General features: G+C 57.1%; 18 protein-coding genes. 6 read left to right on the top strand and 12 right to left on the bottom strand.

The features are described from left to right. Positions 1 to 274: 274 nt before the first annotated feature. The 11 genes from AC5FXY_RS12505 to AC5FXY_RS12455 all read right to left on the bottom strand — a co-directional run bounded on the left by AC5FXY_RS12505 (position 275) and on the right by AC5FXY_RS12455 (position 16691). Entirely contained in the window at positions 275 to 3334 is a 3060-nt protein-coding gene (locus tag AC5FXY_RS12505; protein WP_493557015.1) for an Ig-like domain-containing protein, read from the bottom strand. A 591-nt stretch (positions 3335 to 3925) separates the two neighbouring features. Then, positions 3926 to 5062, bottom strand: a complete 1137-nt coding sequence (locus tag AC5FXY_RS12500; protein ID WP_493557014.1) for a glycosyl hydrolase — start codon at positions 5060 to 5062, stop codon at positions 3926 to 3928. A gap of 52 nt (positions 5063 to 5114) precedes the next feature. After that, positions 5115 to 6008 carry an alpha-1,2-fucosyltransferase gene (locus AC5FXY_RS12495; RefSeq protein ID WP_493557013.1) on the bottom strand — a complete coding sequence of 298 codons (894 nt, stop codon included), beginning with the start codon at positions 6006 to 6008 and terminating at the stop codon, positions 5115 to 5117. An 18-nt stretch (positions 6009 to 6026) separates the two neighbouring features. Beyond that, positions 6027 to 6866, bottom strand: a complete 840-nt coding sequence (locus AC5FXY_RS12490) for a glycosyltransferase family 2 protein (RefSeq protein WP_493557012.1) — start codon at positions 6864 to 6866, stop codon at positions 6027 to 6029. A gap of 28 nt (positions 6867 to 6894) precedes the next feature. Then, positions 6895 to 8205: a glycosyltransferase family 4 protein gene (locus AC5FXY_RS12485; protein WP_493557011.1), complete on the bottom strand. Its 1311-nt coding sequence runs from the start codon at positions 8203 to 8205 to the stop codon at positions 6895 to 6897. Further along, a complete protein-coding gene (locus AC5FXY_RS12480; protein WP_493557010.1) occupies positions 8202 to 9260 on the bottom strand; it encodes a nucleotide-diphospho-sugar transferase in 1059 nt (352 codons plus the stop codon). Before AC5FXY_RS12480 ends, AC5FXY_RS12485 begins: the two co-directional genes overlap by 4 nt. A gap of 20 nt (positions 9261 to 9280) precedes the next feature. Next, positions 9281 to 10546, bottom strand: a complete 1266-nt coding sequence (locus tag AC5FXY_RS12475) for a glycosyltransferase family 4 protein (protein WP_493557009.1) — start codon at positions 10544 to 10546, stop codon at positions 9281 to 9283. After that, on the bottom strand, positions 10533 to 11831 hold the full coding sequence (locus tag AC5FXY_RS12470; RefSeq protein WP_493557008.1) for an O-antigen ligase family protein: 1299 nt from the start codon (positions 11829 to 11831) through the stop codon (positions 10533 to 10535). The genes AC5FXY_RS12475 and AC5FXY_RS12470 overlap by 14 nt, the downstream gene beginning before the upstream one ends. Further along, positions 11828 to 13411: a lipopolysaccharide biosynthesis protein gene (locus AC5FXY_RS12465; RefSeq protein ID WP_493557007.1), complete on the bottom strand. Its 1584-nt coding sequence runs from the start codon at positions 13409 to 13411 to the stop codon at positions 11828 to 11830. Before AC5FXY_RS12465 ends, AC5FXY_RS12470 begins: the two co-directional genes overlap by 4 nt. 55 nt (positions 13412 to 13466) lie before the next feature. Next, entirely contained in the window at positions 13467 to 15848 is a 2382-nt protein-coding gene (locus AC5FXY_RS12460; RefSeq protein ID WP_493557006.1) for a polysaccharide biosynthesis tyrosine autokinase, read from the bottom strand. A 63-nt stretch (positions 15849 to 15911) separates the two neighbouring features. Further along, complete coding sequence (locus AC5FXY_RS12455) at positions 15912 to 16691, bottom strand: polysaccharide biosynthesis/export family protein (protein WP_493557005.1); 780 nt, start codon at positions 16689 to 16691, stop codon at positions 15912 to 15914. A gap of 308 nt (positions 16692 to 16999) precedes the next feature. Between AC5FXY_RS12455 and AC5FXY_RS12450 the strand changes: the two genes are divergently transcribed. The 6 genes from AC5FXY_RS12450 to AC5FXY_RS12425 all read left to right on the top strand — a co-directional run bounded on the left by AC5FXY_RS12450 (position 17000) and on the right by AC5FXY_RS12425 (position 24254). Continuing rightward, positions 17000 to 17674: a response regulator gene (locus AC5FXY_RS12450; protein ID WP_493557004.1), complete on the top strand. Its 675-nt coding sequence runs from the start codon at positions 17000 to 17002 to the stop codon at positions 17672 to 17674. Between the two features lie 92 nt (positions 17675 to 17766). Then, positions 17767 to 19164: a HAMP domain-containing sensor histidine kinase gene (locus AC5FXY_RS12445; RefSeq protein WP_493557003.1), complete on the top strand. Its 1398-nt coding sequence runs from the start codon at positions 17767 to 17769 to the stop codon at positions 19162 to 19164. A 145-nt stretch (positions 19165 to 19309) separates the two neighbouring features. Next, positions 19310 to 20935: a SulP family inorganic anion transporter gene (locus AC5FXY_RS12440; RefSeq protein WP_493557002.1), complete on the top strand. Its 1626-nt coding sequence runs from the start codon at positions 19310 to 19312 to the stop codon at positions 20933 to 20935. 80 nt (positions 20936 to 21015) lie between these two features. Next, positions 21016 to 21708, top strand: a complete 693-nt coding sequence (locus AC5FXY_RS12435; RefSeq protein ID WP_493557001.1) for a carbonic anhydrase — start codon at positions 21016 to 21018, stop codon at positions 21706 to 21708. Between the two features lie 108 nt (positions 21709 to 21816). Then, positions 21817 to 22773 (top strand): alpha/beta hydrolase, encoded by a 957-nt coding sequence (locus AC5FXY_RS12430; protein ID WP_493557000.1) that lies wholly within the window; start codon positions 21817 to 21819, stop codon positions 22771 to 22773. A 266-nt stretch (positions 22774 to 23039) separates the two neighbouring features. Beyond that, positions 23040 to 24254, top strand: a complete 1215-nt coding sequence (locus AC5FXY_RS12425; protein WP_493556999.1) for a T9SS type A sorting domain-containing protein — start codon at positions 23040 to 23042, stop codon at positions 24252 to 24254. A gap of 126 nt (positions 24255 to 24380) precedes the next feature. Here the strand turns inward: AC5FXY_RS12425 and AC5FXY_RS12420 are convergent, their stop codons facing one another. After that, the gene (locus tag AC5FXY_RS12420; RefSeq protein WP_493556998.1) at positions 24381 to 25709 is read right to left on the bottom strand and encodes a T9SS type A sorting domain-containing protein; all 1329 of its coding nucleotides are present in this window, start codon (positions 25707 to 25709) and stop codon (positions 24381 to 24383) included. Between the last annotated feature and the right edge of the window lie 199 nt (positions 25710 to 25908).

The raw sequence follows: 25908 nt of genomic DNA, 5'->3' as shown, positions 1-25908 counted from the left end.
GAGTTCGGCCAAATAGGCGCCGTCCTGGCCCGTGATGCCGGTAATGAGGGCACGCTTCATGAAGAGGGAGAAAAGGTGGAGTTGTTTTGCTGTGGCTTAATCGACAAATGATTGATTTTTGTTCTCGGAGTTAAACAAATAAATTATTTAAATCAGCATCGATATTAGTAAAATCATAGTCTAGGTCGTTCAACAAAAAAGCCGACCCTCATCAGGGTCGGCTTTTTTGTAACCGAATGGGCTAACCAAGTTGGGCAGCCCATTGGCAAGTGAGTTACTGCACGCGGAAGATTTCCATACCCGAAACGTTCATAGCGCCGCCAGTACTGCGCAGCTCGATGGTGCCGTTGGTCACGTTTACAAGTTGCGGAGCTACTTTGCGCCAAGTACCTGCCGAGCCACTGTTGTGGTTGGTCAGTACCGGCTGGCCGTTCAGCGTAGCGCTGTAGGTTTCGGCGCGGTTGTCCTCCCACACGTAGAACGATACTTCGTAGGTGCCGCTCGGAACGTTCAGGACCGAGATGCGCAGGCTAGTTCCCCACAGCGAAGAGCGAATCATCTGTGCACGGGCTGCATCGGTAGCCGGGGTCAGCGTTACGGTTTGATTCGCCAGTTTGCCGCCGTTGCTGGAGAGGTTGACCAAAGTCTGACCTTGCTCGTAGCTGATGCCGTCGATAGTCTGTGCCGTACCGTTGAAGTTGATGGCGCGGTACAGCGTGCGGGTCGTTGTGGCAGGCGGGGTGGCGGTAGCTGTATTGTTCTTCCACACTTCCACACCCGAAAGGTTAGCAAACTCGCCGGTGGTGCCGATGTTGATGGTGCCATCCGTTACGTTGGCCGTGAACGGACCCAGACGACGCCACGTGCCGGGAGCCCCGCTGTTGTAGTTGCTCTGCGCGGTCTGACCTTCTACGGTTACGTTGTAGGTCTTGGCATTCATGTTCTCTACTACATAGAGGTACACTGAGTACGAGCCACTAGTTACGTTGCCCACCGCTACGTCAAAGTTGTCAGAGAAGCGGAAAGAGCGGATCAGGTCCGTACGAGCAGCATCAGTGCTCGGAGCCAGCGTGAGCGTAGGAGCCGTGCCGGGCGAGCCATTGATGTGGAAGTTAGCCGCTGAAGCCGATGCTTCGAAATTGTGACCGTCCAGGGTTACAGCGCCGCCGTTGATGTTGATGGCGCGGAAGAATGTAGCGTTGGTAGGGGAAGGAGCGGGCGTAGTACCAGTGGTAGGCGCAGTAGTCGGAGCCAGCTGCACCGTTACGGATACTGCCGCCGAAGTAGTCGTAGCACCGGCGTTGTCGGTGGCACGGGCCGTCAGGCTGAGAGCACCAGCTACCGAAGTCGTGAGGCTGTGCGTATAAGGAGCCGACGTGTCTTCTCCGATCTTGGTAGCGCCGCTGAAGAATTCCACTTTGGCAATCGTGCCGTCGGCATCAGCCGCCGTAGCCGTCAGAGCAAGGGCTTGGCCTACCGTAACGGTAGTGGCGGCAGCCGAAAGGCTTACTGTGGGAGCTTGGTTGGTAGCAGCGTGCTTCCAGATTTCAATGCCAGAGATGTTAGCGTAATCACCGTTGGTACCGATGTTGATGGTGCCGTCAGTCATGTTGGCCGTGAACGGACCCAAACGACGCCAGGTGCCGGGGTCACCGCTCACATAGTTGCTCTGAGCAGCTTGGCCTTCCAGGGTGATGTTGAAGGTCTTGGAGTTCATGTTCTCCATCACGTACAGGTACACCGAGTACTGACCGTTGGGCACGCTGCCGACAGCTACGTCGAAGTTGTTGTCGAAGCGGAAAGCGCGGATCATTTCGGCGCGGGTAGCGTCGGTGTTCGGCGTCAGGGTAACCGAAGGAGCCGTAGCCGGCGAGCCGTTGATACTCACGTTAGCGGCGTTGGCAGATGCTTCCCAGTTGTGGCCGTCTAGGGTCACGGCGCCGCCATTGATGTTGATAGCGCGGTAGAACGTCGCGTTGGCCGGACCGGTCATCGGCGTGCTACCCGTGTTACCGCCGCCAGTCGTTGTAGTCGTGGTGGTAGTAGGAGTCGGGGTGGGGGATGAAGTCGTGGTAGTGGTAGGAGTTGGGGAAGGCGAAGTGCCACCCGAGCCGCCAACACCAAGCGTGATGCCGTTCTGGCTCAGCTTCTGCACCCACAGGTTCCACTCGTTTTGCTCGGTGGCAATCGTGATGGGGTTCGGCAAGTGCGTTTGGTTGGGGCAGTTGCCGCAGTTACCCGAGCTCAGGTCATGACGGTCCTGGAAAGGCGAGCTGTAGCCCCACTTCACGTAACCTACCACGTTGTTGTCGATGGAGTTGTTGTACATCACCGACGACGGCTGCTGGTAAGCGTTGAAGATCGAGTAGCCGGAGTAGGTACCCATCAGACGACGGCCGTCGGGCAGCAAGGCGCTGGTTACCACACGGTTGTTGTACAGGCGCACGTCGTGGCCGGCGGCAATGTTCATGGCGCCGTTGCAGACGGACACGAACTGGTTGTTGTAAGCCTGGATGAAGGCGGCCGTGGTAGCAGCCGTGCTGCCGTCACCGTCGGTGGTGAAGCCGGTGCCCGAGAATACCGATTGGGTAGCGGGCAGCGGGTAAGCACCCTGGATGTAGTTGTCGTGCACGCGGGCCGGGCTGCTGGCCGTACCGCCCGAGTTGTAGAAGTTGATGTTGTCTTCCACCGAGCTAACGTCGGGCTCATTAATTACCTGGTTCCAGGCAATTACCATGTTGCTTAGGTTGACCACCCGGTTCAGGCCCACAAAGTTTGACATCGTGAAGCCTCCGTTACGGTGACGGCCGTCGATGTTCTTCACCTTGTTGCGCACGATGCGCAGGGTCTGCGAGGTAGAGCCGTCGCCGATCCACTGATAAATGGTGAAACCGGTGGTATGCTCCAGGTAGTTGCCCTCTACGTTCAGGTTCCGGGCGCTGCTGGCAGCCAAGAAGCGGCCGCGTGCTTTATTGTCAATGCTCGGAGTGAGGCCGTAAGCTTGGTTGTTGCGAACGGTGAGGTTAGCTGCTCCGTTGTTGGCCCAGATAATGTCGCCGGCACCAGCCAGTACGCAGTTCTCGATAACTACCGGATCCGACGTATCGATGCGGATTACCGGGGTGTTCGAATCATTACTACGGTAGTTGCCGGAGTAAGTACCTCCGCGGGTAATTACGAGCGGACCATTGTAGGTAACGTTTGGTGCTTGGGCAAGTACCGAGGATGGGCACAGGCCAAAGAAGGTCAGCACAAGCGCCACCAAGGGCAGAAAGTGTGTACCAGAGGACTTGCTGCGGAGGCTCCGCGGGCGGGTTCCAGAGGTGTTTTGCATTCTGAGGTAATTAAGAGAAAATTCCCTTTTGATGAAAGTAAACCTCCAACCATGGACAAAGTCAAATCCGTTCCAGGTTGGTGAGTTGTTTTTGTGCAATTGAGATGTTTCCTTCTTCCCTACAGCTTCACACCCTTTTTCTCCTATTTCCGTCCCGTCCTGCGCTACCAGCCTTAGGGGTAGTAGCACTTAACTAGCGTTGTGCACCTACGCTCGAACGTTTAAAGGAGCTTGTTTGAAGCTGTAAATAAAGATTTAGCGTTCCAACCACACCATGCCAACGTCATCAGGCGCTGCCCTTCCGGCATCCGCCCCGCTTTGTTTTCCATCCAATTTCTGCCATGGCAGGCGAGTGAGGTAGCACTCATTCGGAGGGAAGAACTTAACTGATTAACTATGAATAGTTATAAATCAGTACCGAGGGTTCAATGCAAATGTATAAAAAAATAGGTACCTGCAAGGGTGAGGTTAAAAAAATTAAATTGGATAAAAACTAGCGTGTCTATAAATGGGACAAAGAAAACCCCCTTGACGCAGCCTGAAGGCTATTTTGCGTCAAGGGGGAAAATTGCTTTTAGCTGAAAAAAATATTCAGCGCGTAGATATCGTGGTAGTTTTCAGCTTATTACCCTGAGTATAATTTTGGATTTTACGTTGCCAAAGTTGCCATTCCTGCCTCTCAGTATTCAACGTTATAGGATTGGGCAGGTGCACGTTGTCAGTACATGGGGTACAGTTCTCATGGCTTAGGTCGTGACGGTCGGGATAAGGAATCTGATACCCCGGTTTGGCATAGCCTATGACGTTATGATCGATGCGGTTGGCAAAGAATACGGTCTTAGGTTTATTGTAAGCGTTGAAGATGGAGGTGCCGGCGTAAGTAGCTGCCAGCTTGGTGCCATTAGGTAATAAGCCGCTGGTAACCATTCGGTTATTGTAATAGCGAATGTGGTGACCAGCGGCTAGGTTCATGGCGGCATTGCACGTACTCACAAACTGATTGCGGTATGCCTCCACGTAAGCCGTGGTGGTAAGTGGTGAACTTCCGTCGCCGTCGGTGGTCATGCCAGTGCCGCTGAACGTGGGCGAGGTAGCCGGATATGGGTAGGCTCCTTGCACGTAGTTATCGTGCACCCGAATTGGACTGTTGGGCGTGCCGGAGGAGTTGTAGAGGTTGATGTTGTCCTCTACCATCGAGTTGTTAGGCTCGTTGATGACTTCGTTCCAGGCAATTTCAATGTTGCCGACGTTGCTCACCCGGTTCAGGCCCACAAAGCTCACGGTGAGGCCTCCACCGTCACGGTACCGCCCATCTATATTGCGTACGCGGTTGCCGATAACCTTCAGGGTTTGTACAGCGGTGCCGTTGCCGTTCCAGCGGTATATATATATCCCAGAAGTCTGCTCAAGCCGACATTCCTCTATGCGAATGGAACGGGCGTCGCTGGCGTTGAGAAAGCGGCCGCGCGCAGTTTGGTCTTTGGTAGGGGGCAGACCTTTACCTACGCAGCGCCTTACCGTGAGCTGTGCACCAGGAGTCAGGCAATCAATGAGGTTGCCGGCACCTTCCAAGGTGCATGCCTCCAGCAGCACCGGCTCGGTGGTCATGATGCGCACGCAGGGCGTCCCGGAATTGGCGCTGTGGAAGCTCCCGGTATACGTGCCTCCACGGCGAATAACCAATGTTGCCGCTGAAGGACCCTGGCCCGAGCGGGCGGCCGGCAACATAAGGCAGCTCGCCATCAAGAGCCCAGAAATCAAACGCAGCATACAGTAAGAGTTATTCGTCGCGGTACACAGCGAAATCAGCTAAGTCCACGGACTGTTCAGGGGTTTCTACGTGCAGCAGAGGCACCTCGCCGTAAAACGAAGCCCACATAGAGTAGGAGCTTGGCGGCCCGATGAGGTAGTCGCAGCCGGCCAGTGAGTAAAGATCTTCTACGAAGTGCCCGGAAGCCATGTGCATTTGCAGACCCGCAAAGGTCTCGGCCGCAGGAGGTGTGTCGGAAGCTATCAGGAACGCAACGCGGGTGGTGGCTGGAAACTGCGCTTCTACTGCGCGCATCAAACGCAGGTAGGTGGCATCGTCGTAGAAATAGCGACCGTCGAGGTAAGTGGCGTAGTCGCCGCGGCGGATGTGCACACCGATAAGCACATCGGCTTGCTGGCGAGCTTGCTGAAGTACGCGCTCTACGTTGGAGCGGTGGGGCTCGATAAGGGCAAACAGCTCCCGAATCAGTGGGGCGTGCTTTTGCAGGTTGGCCCGGTCGCGGAAGCACCAGCCATGAAGCAGCACAGTACGGTTTTGGGCCAGTTTCAGGTAGCTGGGCTGGTTGAGGTCATAGCTGTGCTCGTCGTCGATGAGCAGCAACTCAGGCAGCGACGCAGCGGGAACGGCGCGCCGCAGCTTCTGCAGCGTTTTGAACATCACTGTACGCTGCACCAAGCCCAGGAACCGGTCGAGCCAGCGTTCTGATTTGGCGTCGGCCAACACATTGATGCGAATAGGCAAGCCGGCGAAGTCATTGGTTGCCGACGCTTTGAAAAACCGGGCATAGCCGTTGAAGCTGGGATTGGCCAGCTCATACTTATGCTCAATGGCGTTGGCCATCAAGTGGGCAAACAGGAACAGCCGGTTGCCCAGCTGGCCGAACTTTTTAACTAGAATAACCATGGTGGTGCAAGCTGCGGCTTAATGCAGGAAATATCCTGTCACACGCCGGGCGTAGCCATTCAGCAAAAACGTGGGAAGCAGCGGTTTCGGGCAGTTCTTCAGGGCAAAATGGGTGAAGTTAAGGAGGTTGCCGCCGCCCCGAATGCCGAATAGGTGTTCATAATACCCCTTCAGGCTGCGCTGCTTACGCGTGAGTTCCTGTCCGCTTTCGTCGGGGTAAGTGAGCAGGCTGGCGTCGTAGTTGAGGTAGACCGGGAAACCGTGCCGCCGCGCTACACTGGTGTAGTCGAAGTCGGCGAGGTAGTGGGGGAGGCGTTTTTCATCGAACAGGCCAATGGCCGCGAATACCTGCGCCGGGATGAGCAGGCCACGGCCCGGGAGGTACGTTACCGCGTGCAAGCCCCGCTGCTGCGCGGGCTGCAACTCGTGGAGCAAGTCGCGGCGGGTGTGCGTTACCCAGCTGAACACTTCACCGCCGTAGATTGGCTGCCGCGTATTGGCATCCAGCTCCAGAGCGCCGAGCAGCGCATCAGGGTAGCGACCGGCCCAGTGCAGCATGCGCTCAATGAAGTCTGGCGCCGTGATGACGTCGTTGTTCATGGTCATCACGCGGTCGGCGCCGCGCTCCAGCGCGTAGCGGATGCCGGCATTGACGCCGGCCGTCCAGAATAGCTGTCCGTTGCCTTTGACCACGTGCACTTCAGGGTAGTCGCGGGCCAGCACTTCACTGGTGCCGTCGGTGGAGCCGTCGTCGACGACTACGGTGCGAAACTGCTGCAACGTTTGTTCGCGCAGCGAGTCAAGGCAGGCCCGGGTATAAGCCAGCCGGTTGAATACGGGTATAACGATGTATAACATAGGTGGGAAAGCAAGAGGTGGAGAGACACTAGCTCGCGGCTAATACGGGGGCCGTAGCGTTCGGTTCAGCGACCGAGGCCGACTTCAGTGTGGACTGCAGTGCTTCGGAAGCAGGCACCACCGTTTCCATTATGCGGCGGAAACGTTCAGCACGGGCGGGCCAGGTTTCGGTAAGCGCAAATTGATAGGCGGCCTTGCCCATGGCATTGCGGCGTGAGGGTGACTGCGCCAGCTGCTCCACGGCCTGGGCTAAGGCGGTAGTGGTTTCTTCCGGCGTGGTTACGGGCGCTTTGATGGACGCATTGGCGGGAATAAAGTCGCGGGCGCCTTGGTGGTCCAGGGTGATGATGGGCAAGCCGCAGGCCATAGCCTCGAGGAACTGCGAGGCGAAAGAGTCGCGCAGGCTGCCGAACATAAACACATCGTGCTCCAGCAGCGCCGTACGTACCTGCGCCCACGGCACTTCGCCACGCCACGTCACGCGGCCCGTCAGGCCGTATTGCTGAATCCAGCCAGGTACCATATGGCCCAGCGGCCCATCGCCGATTACGGTGAGGTGAAAGCGCACATTGGGCGAGACTTTCGATAGGGCTTCGAGCACCAGCGGCAGGGCTTTGCGCGGGTACACGCGGGCCAGCCACAGCAGGCGCAGCTCCGGGTGCTCGGCGCGGGGTTGGTAAGCCTGGCCGTAAAAAGATTCCGGCAGGCCCGTGTCCAGAAACAGCTCCACGCGGCGGGCACCCATCTGGCGGGCTAGCTGGGCGGTTTCGCGGTTGCTGACGAGCACCACGGCGGCGCGACGTAGCGTCTGGCGCACGTTTGGGTCAAAAGTCATCAGCGCCCAGCCGATGAAATTACGCATGGTTTCGGTTTTGAACCAGCCCGGTAGGTAGCTCCGGAAGGCTTTCGGGGCCTGCTGCCCGCCACCAATCGGACCGAATATCAACGGCTTATTCAAGCGCCACAGCCAAGAGCCCATTTGCAGGCTGCCGTACGTGGCGTGGTGCACCAGGTCGAATTCTACGTGCTGAGCCAGTTGCTTCGCAGCGCGCCATGCTTGGTACTGCCATACGAGGTAGTGCACATACACGCCAAACTGCCAGCGGTACAGGAACACGAACAACGGCGCCACCGTCACGAAGGTGACGTGGATACGCCGCGCGATAGGATCTTGTTGGCGAGCGGCCAAGTGTTGGCTTACTTCGTCGCGTTCAAAGTCAGTGGTGAGGCAATGCACCTCATGGCCCTGACTGGCGAGCTGCCAGGCCCAGTGAAAGCCGTTTCCGCTTTCGCCGCCCATGTTGGGGTTGAAAGCGTAGGCCGAGAACAGGATGTTCATGACCGGGCGAGGTTGACGGTGGATGCCAGTTCTGCCTGAGCCGGTGCGACGCTGGGAACTGAAGAAGCAGCAACTGGGGCCACAGTCGGCTTCGTGCCTCGCTTAAGCAGCCGCGTCATCAGGCGCTGGCCTTGGGCTTTCACCCGGTCGATCAGGAAATCGCGGAAGCGGTTATCGTCGCGCTGCCGGTCGCGCAGTACCACGGGTGGGTGCTGCAGCGGGAAAGTCAGGTCGTAGGTGGCTACGTCGGCGTGAGCGTCGGCCGAATCGAAGGTGTGGGTCGCATCGGTGCCGAACCCGATGTTGCGCACCAGATTCACGGCCGGCACGATGGTCAGGCCCGAATTGGCGGCCACAGTGAAATGCCACTGATAATCCCAGATATCGGGCGGCTGGGGTGATTGGCGCACCGCTTCGAACTTATTCAACCAGTAGCGGCGCTGCAGCGGCGAATCGTACATACGGCTCAGCAAGCCCCGCTCGCGTAACTCAGGTAGCAGGCGCATTTGGAAGTCGTAGTGCTGCCAAGCGCGGCGCCATGTGGCCCAACCCCAGCTGTTTACCTGAGCCGAGAAGTAATATGAGTCGGCGCCGGCGCGCAGGGGCTGCTGTGCCTCACGGGCAAAGTTGTTGCCGCCCACATGCATCACGCGGGTATCGTCGCGGTAGCGCTCCAGTACTTCGGTGCAGAAAGGAAAGAACGCCGGCGTGGGCAGGCAGTCGTCTTCCAGAATGATACCGGCTTCTTCGTGCTTAAAAAACCAATCGATAGCCGTGGCTGGGCCTACTCCACAGTTCAGGTTGGTTTCCCGAAACAACGTTTTCAGCTCACAAGGCCAGTCTACAGCTGCCAGCACCAGCTCGCGCACTTCCCGGGTCAGAGCCAAGTCGTCGGGGCGGCCGGGTCGGGGGCCGTCAGCCGCTACGTACAGACGCGTAGGGCGGGCCTGGCGTAAGGCAGCCAGTACCTGGCGGGTAGTTTCGGGTCTATTGAACACCAGCAGCAACACCGGGGTGGTGCATGCTGGATAAGAAGCAGGTAGTGGAGCAGGCATGGCGGAGGGAGGTGCTGAGGTTAGGTCAGGGCGCGGTACAGATCGATAGTGCGCTGCACAATGGTGTCCGGATCGTGACGCTGGCAGGCTACAGCTTGGGCCGCTTCGGCAATCTGGTGGCGCAGGTCACCGTCGCGGTAGAGTTGGAGCACTTTGGTAGCCAGTTCATCGGGCTGCAGGCTGGACAGTAGGCCGGTCTGGCCGTCGTCGATCAGCGAGCGTAGGCCACCCACATCGGAGGCTACTACGGGCAGGCCTGCCATTTGGGCTTCGCAAACGCTGTTGGGGCTATTGTCGATGTAAGAGGGGTGCAGGAGGCAAAAGCACTCACGGCTTAAAGCTGCCAGTTGAGCTGCCGATTGAAAGCCGACGCGTTCGATTTCGCCGGGACGCAAATCGGTCAAGCCAGCTTTCTGCAGGGACTCGGCCCACTCCTTTTCGCCCACAAAGCCCGCAATGATGAGCTTGAGGTTGGGAATCTGCTGACGCAGGCGAGCGTGAGTGGAGAGAGCTTCGTTGAAGCCCTTCATAACCTGGTGCCCGCCCACGAACAGCACTTTCGGTTGTGTGGTTACGTCGGGCTGGGGGAGGGGCTGGGTGGCAGCGGCGTAAAACTCGGGGCGCAGCAGCTCCCAGTTGTGGTGAATCTTGGCGCCGGGGCTGAGATGCTCGATGTGCGCTTGGTCCCAATGGGTGCGGCACAGGAAATGTTGCACGGCGGGCAGGTATTTGCGCTCATAGTAGCTGGCCAGTGACCAAAGCGCCTTGTACCACGATACCGTGGGAGCAAACTTCACGCACTCCGAAATGATGCCCTGTACCGATAGCAACACCGGTACCTCCTTGGTCGGTAGATCGGCCACCACAGCCGGAAGTTGCAGCTCTGAGCCGTGCAGGTGAATCAGATCAAACTGCCGGTAATGGCGACGTAGCCACTGGGCTACCCGCGCTACACGCAGGCTGTACAGGCTCAGGATATCCACCTTCACCGAAGGTACCTTCAGGAATACAAAGTGAATACCGCCCTGCTCGTAGTGTTCTTCGTCAGTTTTGAGCGTAGCGTCCCAGTTAACGATAGTCAGGTCGATATCCTTCGGCCGGTTGGCCAAGCGCTCAGCCAAAGAAACTATCCAAGGCACTGGGTGGGCACCCGCATCAGTAGGGTATGGGTAGGGCGCCAGCCACAGCACACGACGGGGGCGCGCAGGCGGAACCTGTGGCGGCCGTTCCTCGCGTTCTGCCCGTGGGGGAGCAGTCAGCGTAAGGGTGTTATCAGGCGGGTACATGTTTTAATAGGGTAGGTTGTGGTGGAGCCGGCGCGGCGCGGCGTGGAGTGCGCTCGGGGGCAGCTTCGGGCTGGGGCACATACTCAGTCAGAGCCGCCAGGCCGAAACCAATAAACCCGTAGAGGAAATTGGGCCAGTCATACGAAATGCCATAAACCAACGAACTACTCATAAAGGCAAGTAAGGCGGCCGTTTCGGGTGTGAATGGCATGCGCTGGCGTAACCGTCGAATAATAAGAACTATCGGCATGACCACTGTCAGCAGTAAGCCTAATACGCCGAAGTAGAATACGCGGTCGAGATAGAAGCTATGGAAGTGGTGGCCGGTACCATTTTCCCAGACTGCGGTGCCGGTTTCAGCGCTATAGAACTGTACTGGCAGCTCAAAGCCTTCCAGCCGCCACCCGGCCATGGGGCGTTGCTCAATGAAGGGCACGTATGACTGCATTTGCTCCAGGCGCCAGCTGCCGGTACCCTGCTTGTCGGGGTTTTGGATGTCTTCGATGTTTTGAGCCAGCTTTTTAGCTACATCAGGATTTTCAAGCAAGGCAGCTATACCGCCGGTAGACGCCAGCACGAAAGGTACCAGCACCAGCATACCCACCCGATTGGCTGATAGCTTGATCTGCGGTACGCGGCGCCAGGCTATCAGCATGTTCACGGCTATGGCCACAGCAGCAGAAACCCACACGGTGCGGTGCTGCAGGAAGACAATCATGGCCATGCAAAGCAGGAAGGTGAACATCCAGAACCAGTTGCCACGGGCAAAGTACCAATTAAGGGCCAACAGCGCTACGGGCAGAAACAGATAGGCGGAGGTAACGGAAAAGCCCCGTTCGTTTTGCAGAAAAGAGCTTAAGCTCAGCGCATCATCGTGGTACATGAAGAGGTTCAGCACCAGTACCACCAGCACGACTTTGGCCAGCAATTGCATGGGGGGCATGCCGTGACGCATGTAGTAGCCGTACAGCGCAAACAGCGGCAGCATGATGGTGAGCTTGCTGAATACGTGCGGATACGCGAGCCAAGTGCCCCAGCCGTTGTAAGACTCCATAGCCAGGGCAAAGAGGCAACCCAGCGTCACGAGCATCCAGCGGCGCATGGGGCGCTCCATGTAGCGGTAGTAGATCAGGCAGCCCAACAACGAAAGGCCTACTACCAGGTAGTTGTACCGACCCAGCAAGGGGTCGTCTTCGTCTTCGAAAATAAATTCGTTAAACGCCCGGTCCGTGAATAGCAACAGGAGCAGAGCAATCAGCAGCAGAAACCTGAGGTTGATTTTCATGGCACCAGCACGCTAGAAGTGGTTGATGATTGGGCTACCACTGCGGCCGAACGCTCGTGGCGCAGCAGCCAAGTCTGCAGCCGGGTCAGGCCCGGTACCTGTAGGTGACTGATGTGGTTGGCCACTTCGGTCTGTAGCTGACGCAGAGGCAGCAGCAGGGCCAGGGTTGCAAGGCTCAGGCCGCCTGCCGCTAGCTCGGCTATAAAGATGACCGCGAGGGGCATATCGGCACCGCGGGTTACCCACGCAGCCGCTCCAATACTGGCCGCTACGCCGGCACTTAGCACAGCTGCCGGCATGTAGCAGCGTAGCACTGCTAGTGGTGATACATCTAGCACACGACGCATCAGGCCAATGTAGAATACGGTACGCAGTACCTCGCCGAGCAATACCCCCATGGCTACCCCAATGAGACCGAAGCCTCGCAAGGCAGCAAACAGGGCCAGCAGAGCGACGGCATGAGCCAGCGTCAGCCAGAATTTACGGGAGAGAGTGGCGGTAGCATCGGCTACCGTAGCGGCAAACATATTCATCATGCTCAGGGCAAATACCCCGCAGATGAGCCGGAATACCGGCACCACTTCCAACCATTTGTCGCCGAGCATCACGCGGACCAGCTCGGGCGCAGCCACGGCCGCACCCAGACACACAGGCGGAATAAGGGCCCCGATCAATACCAGGCTACGCAGGTAAGCCCCACGCAAGCGTGGTCGGTCTTGCTGCACCTGGCTAAAGGAAGGCAGCGCTACCCGGGCCACACTCGATGAAAGCGTGTAAATGGGCAAGCCAATCAGCATCCAGGCCCGAGAGTACAAGCCCACGGCTGCAGCGCCCCATAGGCGGCTGATGCTGAGCTTATCCAGCTCGCCGGTCATGTACTCGCAAAAACTGATAACCGACGACCAGCCCCCGTATTGCACGAGCGGCCGATAGGTTTCCCAGTCGAAGAGCGGGCGGATAGGGTGGCGGGTGGCTCCGTAGGTTAGTACCACCAATATGGCGCTCTGCGAGAGTTGGGCGCCCACGAGGCTCCATACTCCGTAACCCTGCCAAGCCATGCCGACGCCTACCCCGAGGAAGCCAATGAAAAAGGCTGCTACTTCGGCCAGGGCCAAGGTGCGAAACTTCATCTGGCGGCGCAGCAGGCTTACGGCAGTAGAATAGAGGCTGATGAACACCATACCCAAGGCAAGGGCCCGTACCACGGGCACTACGCCGGGTTCGTTCACGAGCTGGCCGCCCAACGGCGCCAGCACGATCAGCAGACCACCGAACAGAACGCTCAGCCCGATGGAGGAAGTAAATGCCGCCCGAATGTCGCGGTCGGTCAGTTCTGCTTTTTGGATGATGGCCTGCTCCATGCCCATTTGGGCGAAGTATGACCCGAAGCGAAGCAGGATACCGGCAAGCGCCACCAGACCGAAGGCGGCCGGCGAAAGCAGGCGCGCCATTACGGCCGTGTAGCCAACTTGCAGCAGGGAAGTGGCCAGGTTGGCGGCCATGGTCCACTTCACTCCGTGTACGGTAGCTGCGGTAAGACTTTGAGAGGAAGAAGAATCAGATGAGGATGACGACGCCATACGCTTTGCAGGGGAGAGGTGGAGGCAGAGGAAGGCAGCGCAGGTACGCTACGGACTAACTGGTATAGCCGTAGGTGTAGGAATTCTTCTTGTAGCGGTACTCGTAGGTTTTGCTGAAGTGCATGTCGTTGATGATCATGTACACGTGCTTGATTTTGCCCTCGGTGTACAGTTCGTCGATTTGGCTGATGAGCGAGCGGTCGGTGTAGTTCTGGCGCACTACGTAGATGTTGGCATCGAGGTAGCGCAGCAGCACGAAGTATTCCGATACATAACCTACGGGCGGCGTATCCAGGAGCACGTAGTCGTACTCAGTGCGGAGCTGATCCAGCAGGGCCGACATCCGGTTCGATTCCAGCAACTCCGTCGGGTTCGGCGGAATAGGGCCGCAGGTAATCACGTCCAGATTGGTCACTGTGGAGGCACGTACGCACTCACCTAGCGGGTTGATGTCGGCCAAGTAAGAGGCCAGGCCTGGGGCCGTGGGGTCGAAGTCGAAGTAGCCGGCAATGGTGGGGCGGCGCAAGTCGGTTTCTACCAGGATAACGCGGCGACCTGAGTGTGCCAGTTCCGAGGCCAAGTTCACAGCGCAGAAGCTTTTACCCTCGCCAGGTACCGAGGAGGTGATGCCCAGTACTTTCTTGTCCAGTCCGGCCGAGAGGTACTGCAGGTTCACGCGGATCGAGCGGAACGATTCTGCAATTGGGCCTTTCGGGTTGTGCAGCATTTCGGCGCGCTCCGACTTGCTGCCGTGCGCTACTACGCCCAGCATCGGGATGTCCGTCACGCGTGACAGGTCTTCCTTGCTCTGGATGCGGTTGTTTGCCTTGTCCATCATCAGGATAAGACCCGCCGGGCCCAGCAAGCCGGCCAGCAGTGCCATCAAGGCCACAAACATGGGCTTCGGCGCCGAAGGCCCGTCGCTGCTCATCGCTGTGCGGTCGATAATCTTCTTGTCGGTGGTATTGGTAGCCAAGGCAATGGCGGCCTCGTTACGCTTCTCCACCAGGAAGTTGTAGTTCTTGTCGTTGAAGTCTGAACGGCTTTTCAGCACGGCCAGCTGACGCTCGTTTTCCGGCATGCGGCTCATTTCCGACTTGATGCGGTTGAGCTGGCCCGTGAGGTCATTCAGCTGGATGTCCGTCGAGCGAATCATGCTGCTCAGGTTTTGCTCCAGCGAAGCTTTCGTGTTCCGAATGCGCTCATCGAGCACTTCTACCAGCGGGTTGTTGGCGCTGGCATTTACCACCAGACCCGAACGCTCTTTGTAAAGCTCAGCCATCTGCAGGATCAGGCTGCTCAGCACCGGGTCGCTCACGCCCGAAGCGGAAGCAGCCGTTACGGCGCGGTCATTGCGGAGCTGACGCAGCATGTTCTGGTAGAAGCTGCGCTGCGAGGTAATGCGGCTGCGCTCTACTTCTAGGTTGGATGTCTGCTGAATGCCTGAGGTCGACTGGGCCGTCACATCCACCACGCCACGCTCGGCGCGGAAGCTGCTCAGGGCTTCTGCCGATTGCTGACGAGCCTGGCTGAGCTTGGCAATTTCCTGGTCTAGGAAGCTGAGCGTTTTCTGACCGGTTTGGTTTTTCTCCAGAAGGTCGGCCGCGATGAACACGCCCATCAGCGTATCCAGAAACTGCGTAGCCTTGGCTGGTACGTTGCCTTTTACCGATAGCTCAATGATGCGGGACTGTTGGTCGATAGCGCGTACTCGCAGGTTTCCGGCGTAAGCTCCCGTGAGGCTTCCCACATCGTTGAGTGTAAAGTAATAATGCTCGTCGGCGCTAGCCGGCACGCCGGGCTCCGGCTGAATGGTCACGTTCAGCAAAGGGTGCTGCAGCGGTTGGCCGGCTTTTACTACCTGGTCGATTTCGGGGTCCAGCACTTCGCGTACCAGTTCGCCAGTTTTCAGGCTGGTCAGATTGGCTTTCTTGCCGCTGGCTTGCAGGCGGTAGCTGCCATCGGCGAGGGGCTCTACCTTGATGCGCAAGCCGCTGATCTGCGGGGCATCGGGCGCCGGAATAACGCGGAACGGTACCGAGCCCGTGGGCCGCTCGCGTACCTGCAGGGTTTGAATCTTGTTGAGCCAGTTATCAGGGGCAGCGTAGTAGCTAACCTGAAAGTCAGGCAGGCGCATGATGGCTTGACGCACCATGCCGGTAGAGCTTACCAGCCCGATTTCGTCTTCTAGCTTCACGCCTTTGTCCTGTACTTCGAGCATTTCCAGGAGTTCCTGGGCGCGCTTGGAACCGGTGCTCTGGTTGCCTAGCAGCATGGTAGCCCGAAAATCGTATTCGGGTGCCTTCACTTTGAGGTACAGGAAGGCAACTGCGCCTGCCAGCAACAGCCCCACGGCGAAGAAGGGCCAGCGGGAGCGAAGCTTAAAAAATAACTGGTTTAAGTCTATGTCGTTTTGGGTAGAGACGCGTGATTCCATGCTGGTCGGGAGTTGGAAGAGGTGGAGAAAAGCAGCCCCGAAAGGGTATGCCCAGCAGTTTTACTATCGGTTTTGAGCGACGGTGTAGATGAAGCTCGCAATGAGGGCGAGAGCTGAGATGCCCGAGAAAGCCAACGCAAGGTTTGTGGCGTTGCCGCGGTTGGTACGGGCAGGCAGCGGCTCTACGTACAATGCATCGTTAGGAAGCATAAAGTAGTAGGGCGAGGAAAGCAGTTTGGGGTCGGTGAGGTCTAGCAGAACGACCTCGTTGCCCTTGGCGGTGGGGCGGATGAGCTTGATGTTTTGGCGGTTAGCGAATTCCGTCAGGTCTCCGGCCATGCCTAGAGCTTCCAGCACGGTAGACTGCCCGTTGTGGACAAAATACCGGCCAGGGTTACGTACTTCGCCCAGCACAGTGATTTTAAAAGAGAGCAGCTTTACCAGCACGTTGGCGTCGCGCACGTAGCGGCCTACTTCTTTCTGAATCAGAGACTGTGCCTGGTCGACGCTGAGCCCGGATACTTTCACCTTCCCTACGGTGGGTAGGTTAATGGTACCGCTCTCATCTACGTTGTACCCAGACATAAACATGTTGCCAGGGTCGCCGGTGATGATGGCTTGGGTACTGGTCACGTTGAACATTTCGTTCAAGGTCGGCTGCACGCTTTGCACGCGCACCGACAACACATCGTTCGGTTGGAGCTTGTAGCTCGGGGCGTCGTTCGCGACGGTTACCGGAGTGCGGGTTGAATACTCTTTGCCTTGGAAATAGGGCAGCTTTTTCTGTGATACGCAGGCTGACAGTAGGGGCAGCAGTAGCAGGCACAGCAGAACACGGTGCATTAATGGGGTCATGGAGGTGGAGAGTTTGGCCTTGAATTGTTACTCGTTCTTCTTACTCGAAGCTGGTGGCGCAGCTTTTCGAGCGGAATGAACGTGAAAACAAGCAAAGCGGTTGGAGAGCGTACTGATAGAATTTTTCCATAAACGTATAGGACGTAAACAAAGATGTCAAGAATATTTTAAATTATTCTGATAATTTTTTGTAACGAAATTTGCTATAACCATTTTCCGTCTTCTACCGTCTTACGGGGGTTTTGCCGTTCAGCTGCAAACAACCCGCTACCTTAGTCAGCGTATTCGCAGCTAGTATGAAGATTCTGTTGGTTGAAGACGAGCCGAAGGTGGCGGCCTTCCTGCAAAAAGGCCTGACCGAGCAAACGCATTCCGTGGACATTGCGGCTGACGGCCTGCTGGGCCTGCGCCAAGCCATGTCCACGACGTATGATCTGATCATCCTGGATCAGCTCCTGCCCGGCCTGAGCGGGCTGGAGGTATGCCGGCAGGTGCGCACCCACGACCCGGTAGTTCCCATTTTGATGCTCACGGCTTTAGGCGAGACTGATGATAAGATTCGGGGCCTCGACGCCGGCGCCGATGACTACCTCGTCAAGCCCTTTGCCTTTCAGGAATTGCTGGCTCGTATCCGGGCCTTGGCCCGGCGCCGCCAGGATCAGCCCACGCAGCCCGTACTTCGCCTCGCCGACCTCACATTGGACCCGATGAGCAAAGTAGTGACGCGTGCGGGGCAGCCCGTGCAGCTTACGGCCCGCGAATTTGCCCTGCTCCAATACTTGTTACGCAACCAAGGCCGCGTGGTATCGCGCGTTGATATTCTGGAGCACGTCTGGGAAACCAGCTTCGATACCGGCTCCAACGTCATCGATGTGTACATCAACTTCCTGCGCAAAAAAATCGACCGAGACTTCACGCCCAAGCTCATTCACACCCTGGTGGGCATGGGCTACGTGCTCAAGGAAGACTAAAATAGCAGATAGCTGAAGGGGTAATTGGTTGGTTGTTCTGTCCTGAACCATCAACCGATTGCCCCTTCAGGCATTTTTAGCCCTCAGAAAAAATGTCCATTCGCCTGCGCCTGGCTCTGCAGTTTGCGGCCATTGTGGCCGTTACCCTGCTGTTGTTTTCGGTTCTGATCTATGCGTTTACTTACCTCTCGCGAAGCCAAGTTTTTGAGGAAAGCCTGCGCAACCGCGTGCAAGTAGTAGCCCACGTGTACTTTGATGCCGACCGCAGCAAAACCGATACGCGCTACCGAACGGCCTATAGCCGCTACTTACGCCAGTTTTACCGCACGTTGCCGGCCGAGGAAGTGCGCATTTATGATCAGAGAGGCAACATTCTTTTTCGGGAGGGTCAGGCTACGAAGCGCACCTTCCCGGCAAGCTGGCTGACTGGCGAGGAGGAGGAACAAATGCTCCAGACTCATCAAATCTGGCATTACACCGTGGGCGAGTACTTTAAAGTGCCCGGCCGGGGTACTTTCTTGGTTGTGGGCTGGTCAGAAGATGCCGACAGCCGCGACAAACTCAATGGCTTGTTAAAGGTGCTGGGCATCGGCTTAGTGACGACGCTGCTGCTCACTGGCATCGGGGGGTGGGTGTTTGCAGGTCAGGCGCTTAGCCCTATGCGCCAAGCAGTGCAGGAGATGAGCAGCATTACCGCTTCGGATATGCACCGGCGCTTATCGGGGGCCGATGGCCAGGACGAAGTGTCGCAGCTGGCCAGTACTTTCAACAGCCTGCTCGACCGCCTCCAAACAGCGTTTGTGGGCCAGCGGACCTTCGTGCGCGATGCCTCCCACGAGTTGCGCACGCCCCTTACCGTGCTCATCGGCGAGCTGGAAGTGGCCTTGCTACAGCCGCGCAGTGCCGAGGATTATCAGCAAGTGTTGAGCGACACTCTCGACGCGGCCCGCCTGCTCAAAGACCTCACCAACGGACTGCTCCAAATAGCGCGCGCCTCCGACGACCCCTCCCAGGTTCCCCTAGTTACCCTGCGACTGGATGAACTGCTGCTCCAGGCACACGAGGAAGTGCAGCGGCGGCAGCCCGTGTGCCGCGTCGACCTAGACTTCAACCTTCCCGTTGACGCCGAGCCCCTTGTGAAGGGAAACGAGGCCCTGTTACTCTCCGCCATGCTTAACGTGTTGGAAAATGCTTGCAAATTCTCCCGCGGTGCCACCGAGCCGGTGCTGGCTACCTTGCGCGTCACTGATACTCAAGTGCTGGTAGAGGTGCAAGATTGGGGCGTGGGCATGGCCGAACTCGATCGGCAGCAGGTGTTTGTCCCGTTTTTTCGCGCTGATAATGCCCGGGGAGTGCCGGGGCACGGAATCGGACTTCCACTCACTAGCAAAATCATGGATTTGCACGGGGGAACTATCGCCGTTTATAGCCAACTAGGCAAAGGCACTAAGGTGGTCTTGCAAATGCCTAAAACAGTTGAAAAAATTTAAATCAGATTTTAACATCGATTTAATCCCATTTTAACGGTTTTTTAAGTGCCAGCAGTGACATTGCATCGTATGCATCCCTTAATCGTGTAAAGCGGCTTTAGTCTTCTTTACGGGATGTTGCATTATCCCCCCTTCCCCAAACCGTATGAATTCAGAACATATAGCCACGACGCATGACGCGTCGGATAAGCTGGCACCCAATTCTCCCGACCCCAGACCTAGGCTATCGTACACTTCCACGCTAGCCAAAGACCTTCCGGCCGGATTGGTGGTTTTTCTGGTAGCCCTGCCGCTGTGCCTGGGTATTTCCCTCGCCTCGGGTGCTCCGCTGCTGTCAGGCCTGATTGCGGGTATTGTCGGTGGTGTGGTGGTCAGTTGGGTTAGTGGGTCACAGCTTAGCGTAAGCGGCCCGGCTGCAGGCCTTACTACCATTGTGCTAGCCGGGATTCAACAAGCCGGTAGTTACGAAGCCTTTCTGGTAGCGGTAGTACTGGCTGGTGCTGTCCAGATAGTGCTTGGTTTGGTTAAGGCTGGCGTTATCGGCATGTACTTTCCTACCTCCGTGATTCGGGGTATGCTGGCAGCCATTGGTCTGATTCTGATCCTGAAGCAGATACCGCACTTTCTGGGCGGCGATGAAGACTTTTTCGAAGACCTTAACTTCTTCCAGCCCAGCGGATTGAACACCTTTTCGGCCATTACCGATGCCATCAGCAAGCTGCAACCAGGGGCTTTGATCATAGGCTTGGTTTCAATAACCATCTTGGTGATGTGGGAGCGGGGCATTATTCAGCGCAACCGTTTGCTGAAGCTGGTTCCTGGCGCTCTGATTGTGGTAATCGTTTCCATCCTGATCAACAGTCTGTTTGCCGCCACGCGCCCCGAGTGGCAGGTGAAGTCGCTGCACTTGGTGAGGCTGCCCAATATTAATTCGGTGGGTGATGTGGTTGCGTCTTTGCGCTTCCCCGACTGGAGCGTGCTTTCTAACCTCAATATTTATACCCTGGCCCTTACCATTGCCATTGTGGCTTCGCTGGAGTCGCTGTTGAGCGTGGAAGCCGTGGATAAACTGGATACCTTAAAACGTCGCACACCAACCAACCGCGAATTGGTAGCACAGGGCACTGGCAATCTGTTGTCGGGCCTCATCGGTGGGCTGCCGCTCACGGCCGTAATCGTCCGTTCCTCGGCCAACATCAACGCGGGCGGTCAAACGCGCATCTCCGCTTTTTTCCACGGCTTATTGCTGTTGACGGCGGTGCTGTTCATGGAACCCATCCTAAACCTGATTCCGCTATCCGCCCTGGCAGCCGTACTGCTGATGGTGGGTTATAAGCTCACGAAGCCTGCACTGTACCGCACGCAGTGGAGACTGGGCTGGGCGCAGTTTCTGCCGTTTATCGTCACGGTGGCGGTTATCCTGTTCACCGACTTGCTCAAGGGCGTGGGCGTAGGTTTGGCGTTTGCCATGTTCTACATTTTGAAAAATAACGCCGAATCGGCCTACTTTTTCCACTTCGAACCCGACCATGCTCCCGGGACAGTGCATTTGAGACTCTCGGAGCACGTGTCGTTCCTAAACAAGGCCGCCATTACCACGACCCTGGACCGCTTCAAGGCTGGCACTCACGTTATTATCGACGGCGCCGATTCTATTGCCATCGACTACGATGTGCTGGAAGCCATTGAGAATTTTCGCCAAGGCGCGGAGGACAAAGGGGTGCGCCTGGAACTGCGTAACATCCCCCAAGTGGAAGTACTCGGCCACTAAGCCGAAACTTCCGGTCTTAGTCAGCAGTATCTCAAGGGGAAGTTTCAATCCTTTGATTCATTCCCTCTGTCCCAGCTGATATGCAACAAATTCTTGAAGCCAACCGCCGTTGGGCGCAAGCCAAACTTGCCGAAGACCCTCAGTACTTTGAAAATCTCGCGAAGGGGCAGCAGCCACGGTATTTGTATATCGGCTGCTCCGACTCGCGGGTGTCCGCTGCGGCCGTTACCGGCACCCAGCCCGGCGAAATGTTTACCCACCGCAACATTGCCAACTTGGTAGTACCCACCGATATCAACATGCTCTCGGTGCTTCAGTATGCAGTGGAAGTGCTGAAGGTAGAAGTGGTTATGGTAGTGGGGCACTACGGATGCGGCGGCGTGGCGGCGGCATCCGCCGATAAGCAGTACGGGCTCATCGACAGCTGGCTTACCAATATTCGCGACGTAATCCGGCTGAATGAAACGGAGTTGCAAAGCATTCCAGACCAAGAAGCGCGTTTGCGCCGCCTCGTCGAGTTGAACGTAATCGAGCAGGTGCGTAACCTAGCAAAAACCAACGTTATCCAGAACGCCCGGCAGCAGTCCAACCCGCCGCAGCTGTACGGGCTGGTCTATGACATCAGCACGGGCACACTGCGCGACCTGCAGGTAGATTCCCAGCTGGATAAGTTCAGCCACATTTACAACAACACGGGCCAAGCGAAGCCTTTAGCCCCGCAGATAGCCGCCGATGTTACGCAAAAGCTGCAGGCCCAGCACGGCCCGAAATAGCGTTACAGTACAGCATAACACAAGAACACCCGCAGGCCCAAAGTCTGCGGGTGTTCTTGTGTAGCAGCGTTACAAACCCCAATGGCGCAGAGGCTTTAATTTTGTAGCATGGTCGGAAAACGGAAGGTGCGGCAACGTACACTAGGGCTGGTGTTGGCTGGTGTTGCGTTGCTCAATGGCGTAGCCTTCAACCATGCCTACCGGCTGACGCATTTTGACGATGCCGCTACCGTGCGGCTCAACCCCGCAACGCTTGGGTTGGCCGATAAAATAGCCGTGCTGGCGACTGGGGTAGCGCAGCCCCGGCCCGCGGCAGCTGCACTGCCGGATAGCAGTTACGAAGCCATAACCTTACCAGCATCCGGCGGCGCCCGGCTATCGGCCTGGTTAGCGCGGCCCGACACCGGCACTCCCCGCGGCACGGTGGCCTTGTTTCACGGCTACGGCGCGGAAAAGTCATCCTTGCTGGATGCCGCCGCTGCCTTTCGCCGGCTCGGTTACAGCGTGCTGCTGCTGGACTTCCGCGGCGGGGGCGGCTCCGCGGGCTCCGATGTCACCATCGGCTACCGCGAGGCCGAAGATGTACGCGCTGCCTACGAGTACCTGCGCCGGCGTGGCGAGCAGCGCATTGTGCTGTACGGCGTCTCGATGGGGGCTGTGGCCACCATGCGAGCCATCAGTGAGTACGGCATACAGCCTCACGCGGTGCTGCTGGAATGTCCGTTTGGTAGTACTTATCAAACGGTGGCCAACCGCTTCGCTGAAATGCACCTTCCGGCCACCCCGCTGGCCGGCGTGCTGGCATTCTGGGGCGGCGCGCAGCACGGTTTCTGGGCTTTCACGCACAATCCCGAAGACTACGCCCGTCGCATTCGGGTGCCGGTGCTTCTGATGCAAGGCACCTCCGACCCCAAAGTAACGCTGGCCGAAACCCGCCGCATCTACGCGCACCTCGCTGGGCCGAAGCAGGTAGTGCTGTTTCCCGGCGTTGGCCATGAGAATTACCTCCGCCGTCAGCCAGCACGGTGGGAAAAGGCGGTGCGGGAACACCTAAGCAAGGACTAGGGGCAACATTCACAGGTCTATTGCACTAGTTGCCTGTAAAGGGTCAAGCTGAATCAATTCAAGGGGAGGCACCTTGAGCCTCGTTGGCGAATCAGCGGGCGGTAATTGACCAAGCAATTGCGGCTAGTAGTGGCGTTGTTAGTATTGACGGCTTTCAGAAAAATCCAGGCAAACGACTGTAGAAGACCTCAGCGGAGTAAGTTAGCTTTGACTCTGCTTTAAACCTCCCTGGTATTTCCGAATCAAGGAGTTGTATATCTGCTTCTATGTTTTGCGGTCGTCTGAAGCTACTGGCCTTCTTCTCTACCATTCTTATGGTTTCGGTAGCGCATGCCCAAACGTTGGGCACGCTCACTTGGCAGGGAAGGCAGCGGACCTTCTTACTATATACACCTACTGGCTACTCGCCCAGCGGTCCAAAGCTACCGCTCGTCGTGTCCTTGCACCCGGGCTTCAGCAACGCCACCAACCACGCCAGCGCTGCCCGTTGGCAGGATAAAGGCAATGCCGAGCAATTTATCACTGTATATCCCAACGGCACCTCGCAGGTGGGTAGCTCCACCAGCCTGTCGTGGAACGCGTACGCGCCCAGCACTGGCCCCAACGTGGACGACGTGGGTTTTCTGAACGTGGTACTCAACCAAGTGACGCGCCAATACGCCGTCGATACCACGCGCATGTACTTGGCTGGTTTTTCGAATGGCGCTTGGATGACTTTCCGCATGGGCTGCGACTTTACCCAGCGTTTCGCGGCCATAGGGCCACTGTCGGGCTCCTGGAAATTCGGCCGCGACGGCCGCTGCGACCATGGCGGCTGCAACGGCAGTCCTATTCCGGGCACAAGCCCGCCCTCGGCCGAAGCCACTGTCGACTGCCTGCCGCAGCAGCAGATTCCCATCATGTTTTACCGCGGTACCAACGAAGCTAGCCTCACCGACCGCGCTATTACCGACCCCATGGTGGCGTATTTTTGGTCCAGACTAAACCAGTGTCAGACTACCCCCCTCATCGACAATATTCAGCGAAACGGCGACAACATCCAGCGGGAGCGGTATCCAGGCTGCGCTCAAAATGCGGAGGTAGTAGTAATGAACGTAGTCGGCAACTCCCACGTCTGGCACGCCTCGGCCACGGATGAGTTCTGGAATTTCTTCCGCCGTTTCCGTCGGGCCAGCACCGGGGCGGTGCTGGAAAGCCGCGCCACCGCAACGGTGCTGGCCGAAGTACAGTTATACCCAAATCCGGCGGCCGACCGCGTGACGCTGCGATTCAACTTGGCGCGGGCGCAAGCCGTTGAGGTGAATTTGCTTGATATGCAGGGCCGACAGGTAGCAGTGCTGCATGCGACGGACCAACAAATGCCAGCGGGAGCACAGCAGCTGGAGTTGAATTTGCCGAGGCTGGCAGCAGGGATGTATTTGTTACGAATAAGCTCGGCGGCTGACCCCGGACAGTTCCTACGGTTAAGCATAGCACCCTAGGCAGTACATGATTTAATGCACTACCTAGGATGTTGCTGTCCAAAGTCATTTACAGACTTCTCAGCTGCGCCGATTATCCTGAAGCTTTCCTAAGCTTGTGGTTCCTAGTTGTAAAAGTCTAGCGCCTTATCGAATCATCAGTTTACGGCGTAACAAACCGAACTTGGTATGTACTTCCAATGTGTACAAGCCAGCTGGTTGTCCACGTAGGTCCAAGCGTTGATCGACGGGCAGGTTTGGGGCCTGATAGACGCTTCGACCAAGACCATCCGTGACCTGAACCGAGCTGACCTGACCGACATCCTGCGGTAAGCGCACCGTGAAAAGGCCGGTAGTGCTAGGATTAGGATACACCTCCGCAGAAAGCTCGGTTGGTCTGGCGGAAGAAGTAGTAACCAGTGACGCACCTGTGTAGCGACTTACGCCACGGTATTCGGTTAACATTGTCGGCGGGTCTACCACTCCTTGGATAGACCAGCCCACAGAAGGGGCTGTAAACTGGATGTCGTAATAAGCATTTGAATTGTCTAGTAGCGTCCAGGTGGCTCCATCGTCGTAGGTCACAGCCGAACCAAGTGGCTGCGTTAAGGACACACCGTTGAATTTAAACGCACCCGCAACGTAAGCCCGGGTGCCGGGTACGGGGCTGATGGTGGCAATAGAAAACGGCGGAGGGCTTACGTTTGTCCAGGTAGTCCCACCGTCATCGGTTTTTAGGGCGCTACTGCCATACATCAGCCCGTGAAGCGCATCCCGAAACTTTATACCCCTGGGCGGAAAGACGGGCAAGGACGACGTGCGCCAGGTCAGGCCCCGGTCGCTGGTAAGCCAAAGCTGATTATTGTTCGGCGCAAGGTTTACGTAAAGACCGAACACCTCGCCCATTTGCCCGAAGCCGTTGAACATAGAGCCGCTAGGGGCTGTCGGGAAAGAAGTTTGCTGCTGCCAAGTCTGCCCGCCGTTGGTAGTGCGGTAAAGCAGCCCGTTTAGCCGATCAAATAGAAGCCCTTCCGTGCGGTCAAAAAAGTGTAAGGAACTCCTTATAGGGCCAGTAGCGGCGGGTAAGTTGCGCGTTACCCAAGTAGCGCCGCCATCGGCAGTGGCTAATAGCTGGTTAGAAATGCTGCCATTGCCAGTGTTCTGAACTTCCACGGTTGCCCAGGCATGCTGAGCATCCACTGCATGAAGTCGATGCTTGGTGTAACGCCCGCCGGTAGGGGCAGGTGGCGTTACGTCCTGCCAGTTCTGGCCACCATTGCTGGTACGGAATATGAGTTCTGTTCTTACAATGCCATAAGAATCGGCATGGGAGAACCAAGCCGTTTGCGCATCGACGGCTGTCAGGGAGCCATCAAAATGAAAAGTGCCAAAAGGAATTGGATCGGTTGTGCGCTGCCATTGACCTAGGGTAGGTAAACTGATGGCGAAAAGGAAAACAAGTAAAAGATGACGCATAAGGGAGATAATAGAAAGTGTATGTCCTGTATAGTGCTGACCCGTTCAGGCCTCTAGAGGTTGGAATCAGTAGTAAATAATTCAATGTATGGTCTGTCAGGGATAGTAGCCTTCCAACCAAAGAGGTACTGTTCATTGGCTCGGTGGCTATGCATCATACTTCTGCTTGAGAGGCGTCGCTGCTGATGCGTTCGGATTG

Source organism: Hymenobacter sp. FMD4 (assembly GCF_058932745.1).
Note: the sequence above shows the minus strand (reverse complement) of the source record. Positions and strands in the feature narration are given on the sequence as shown.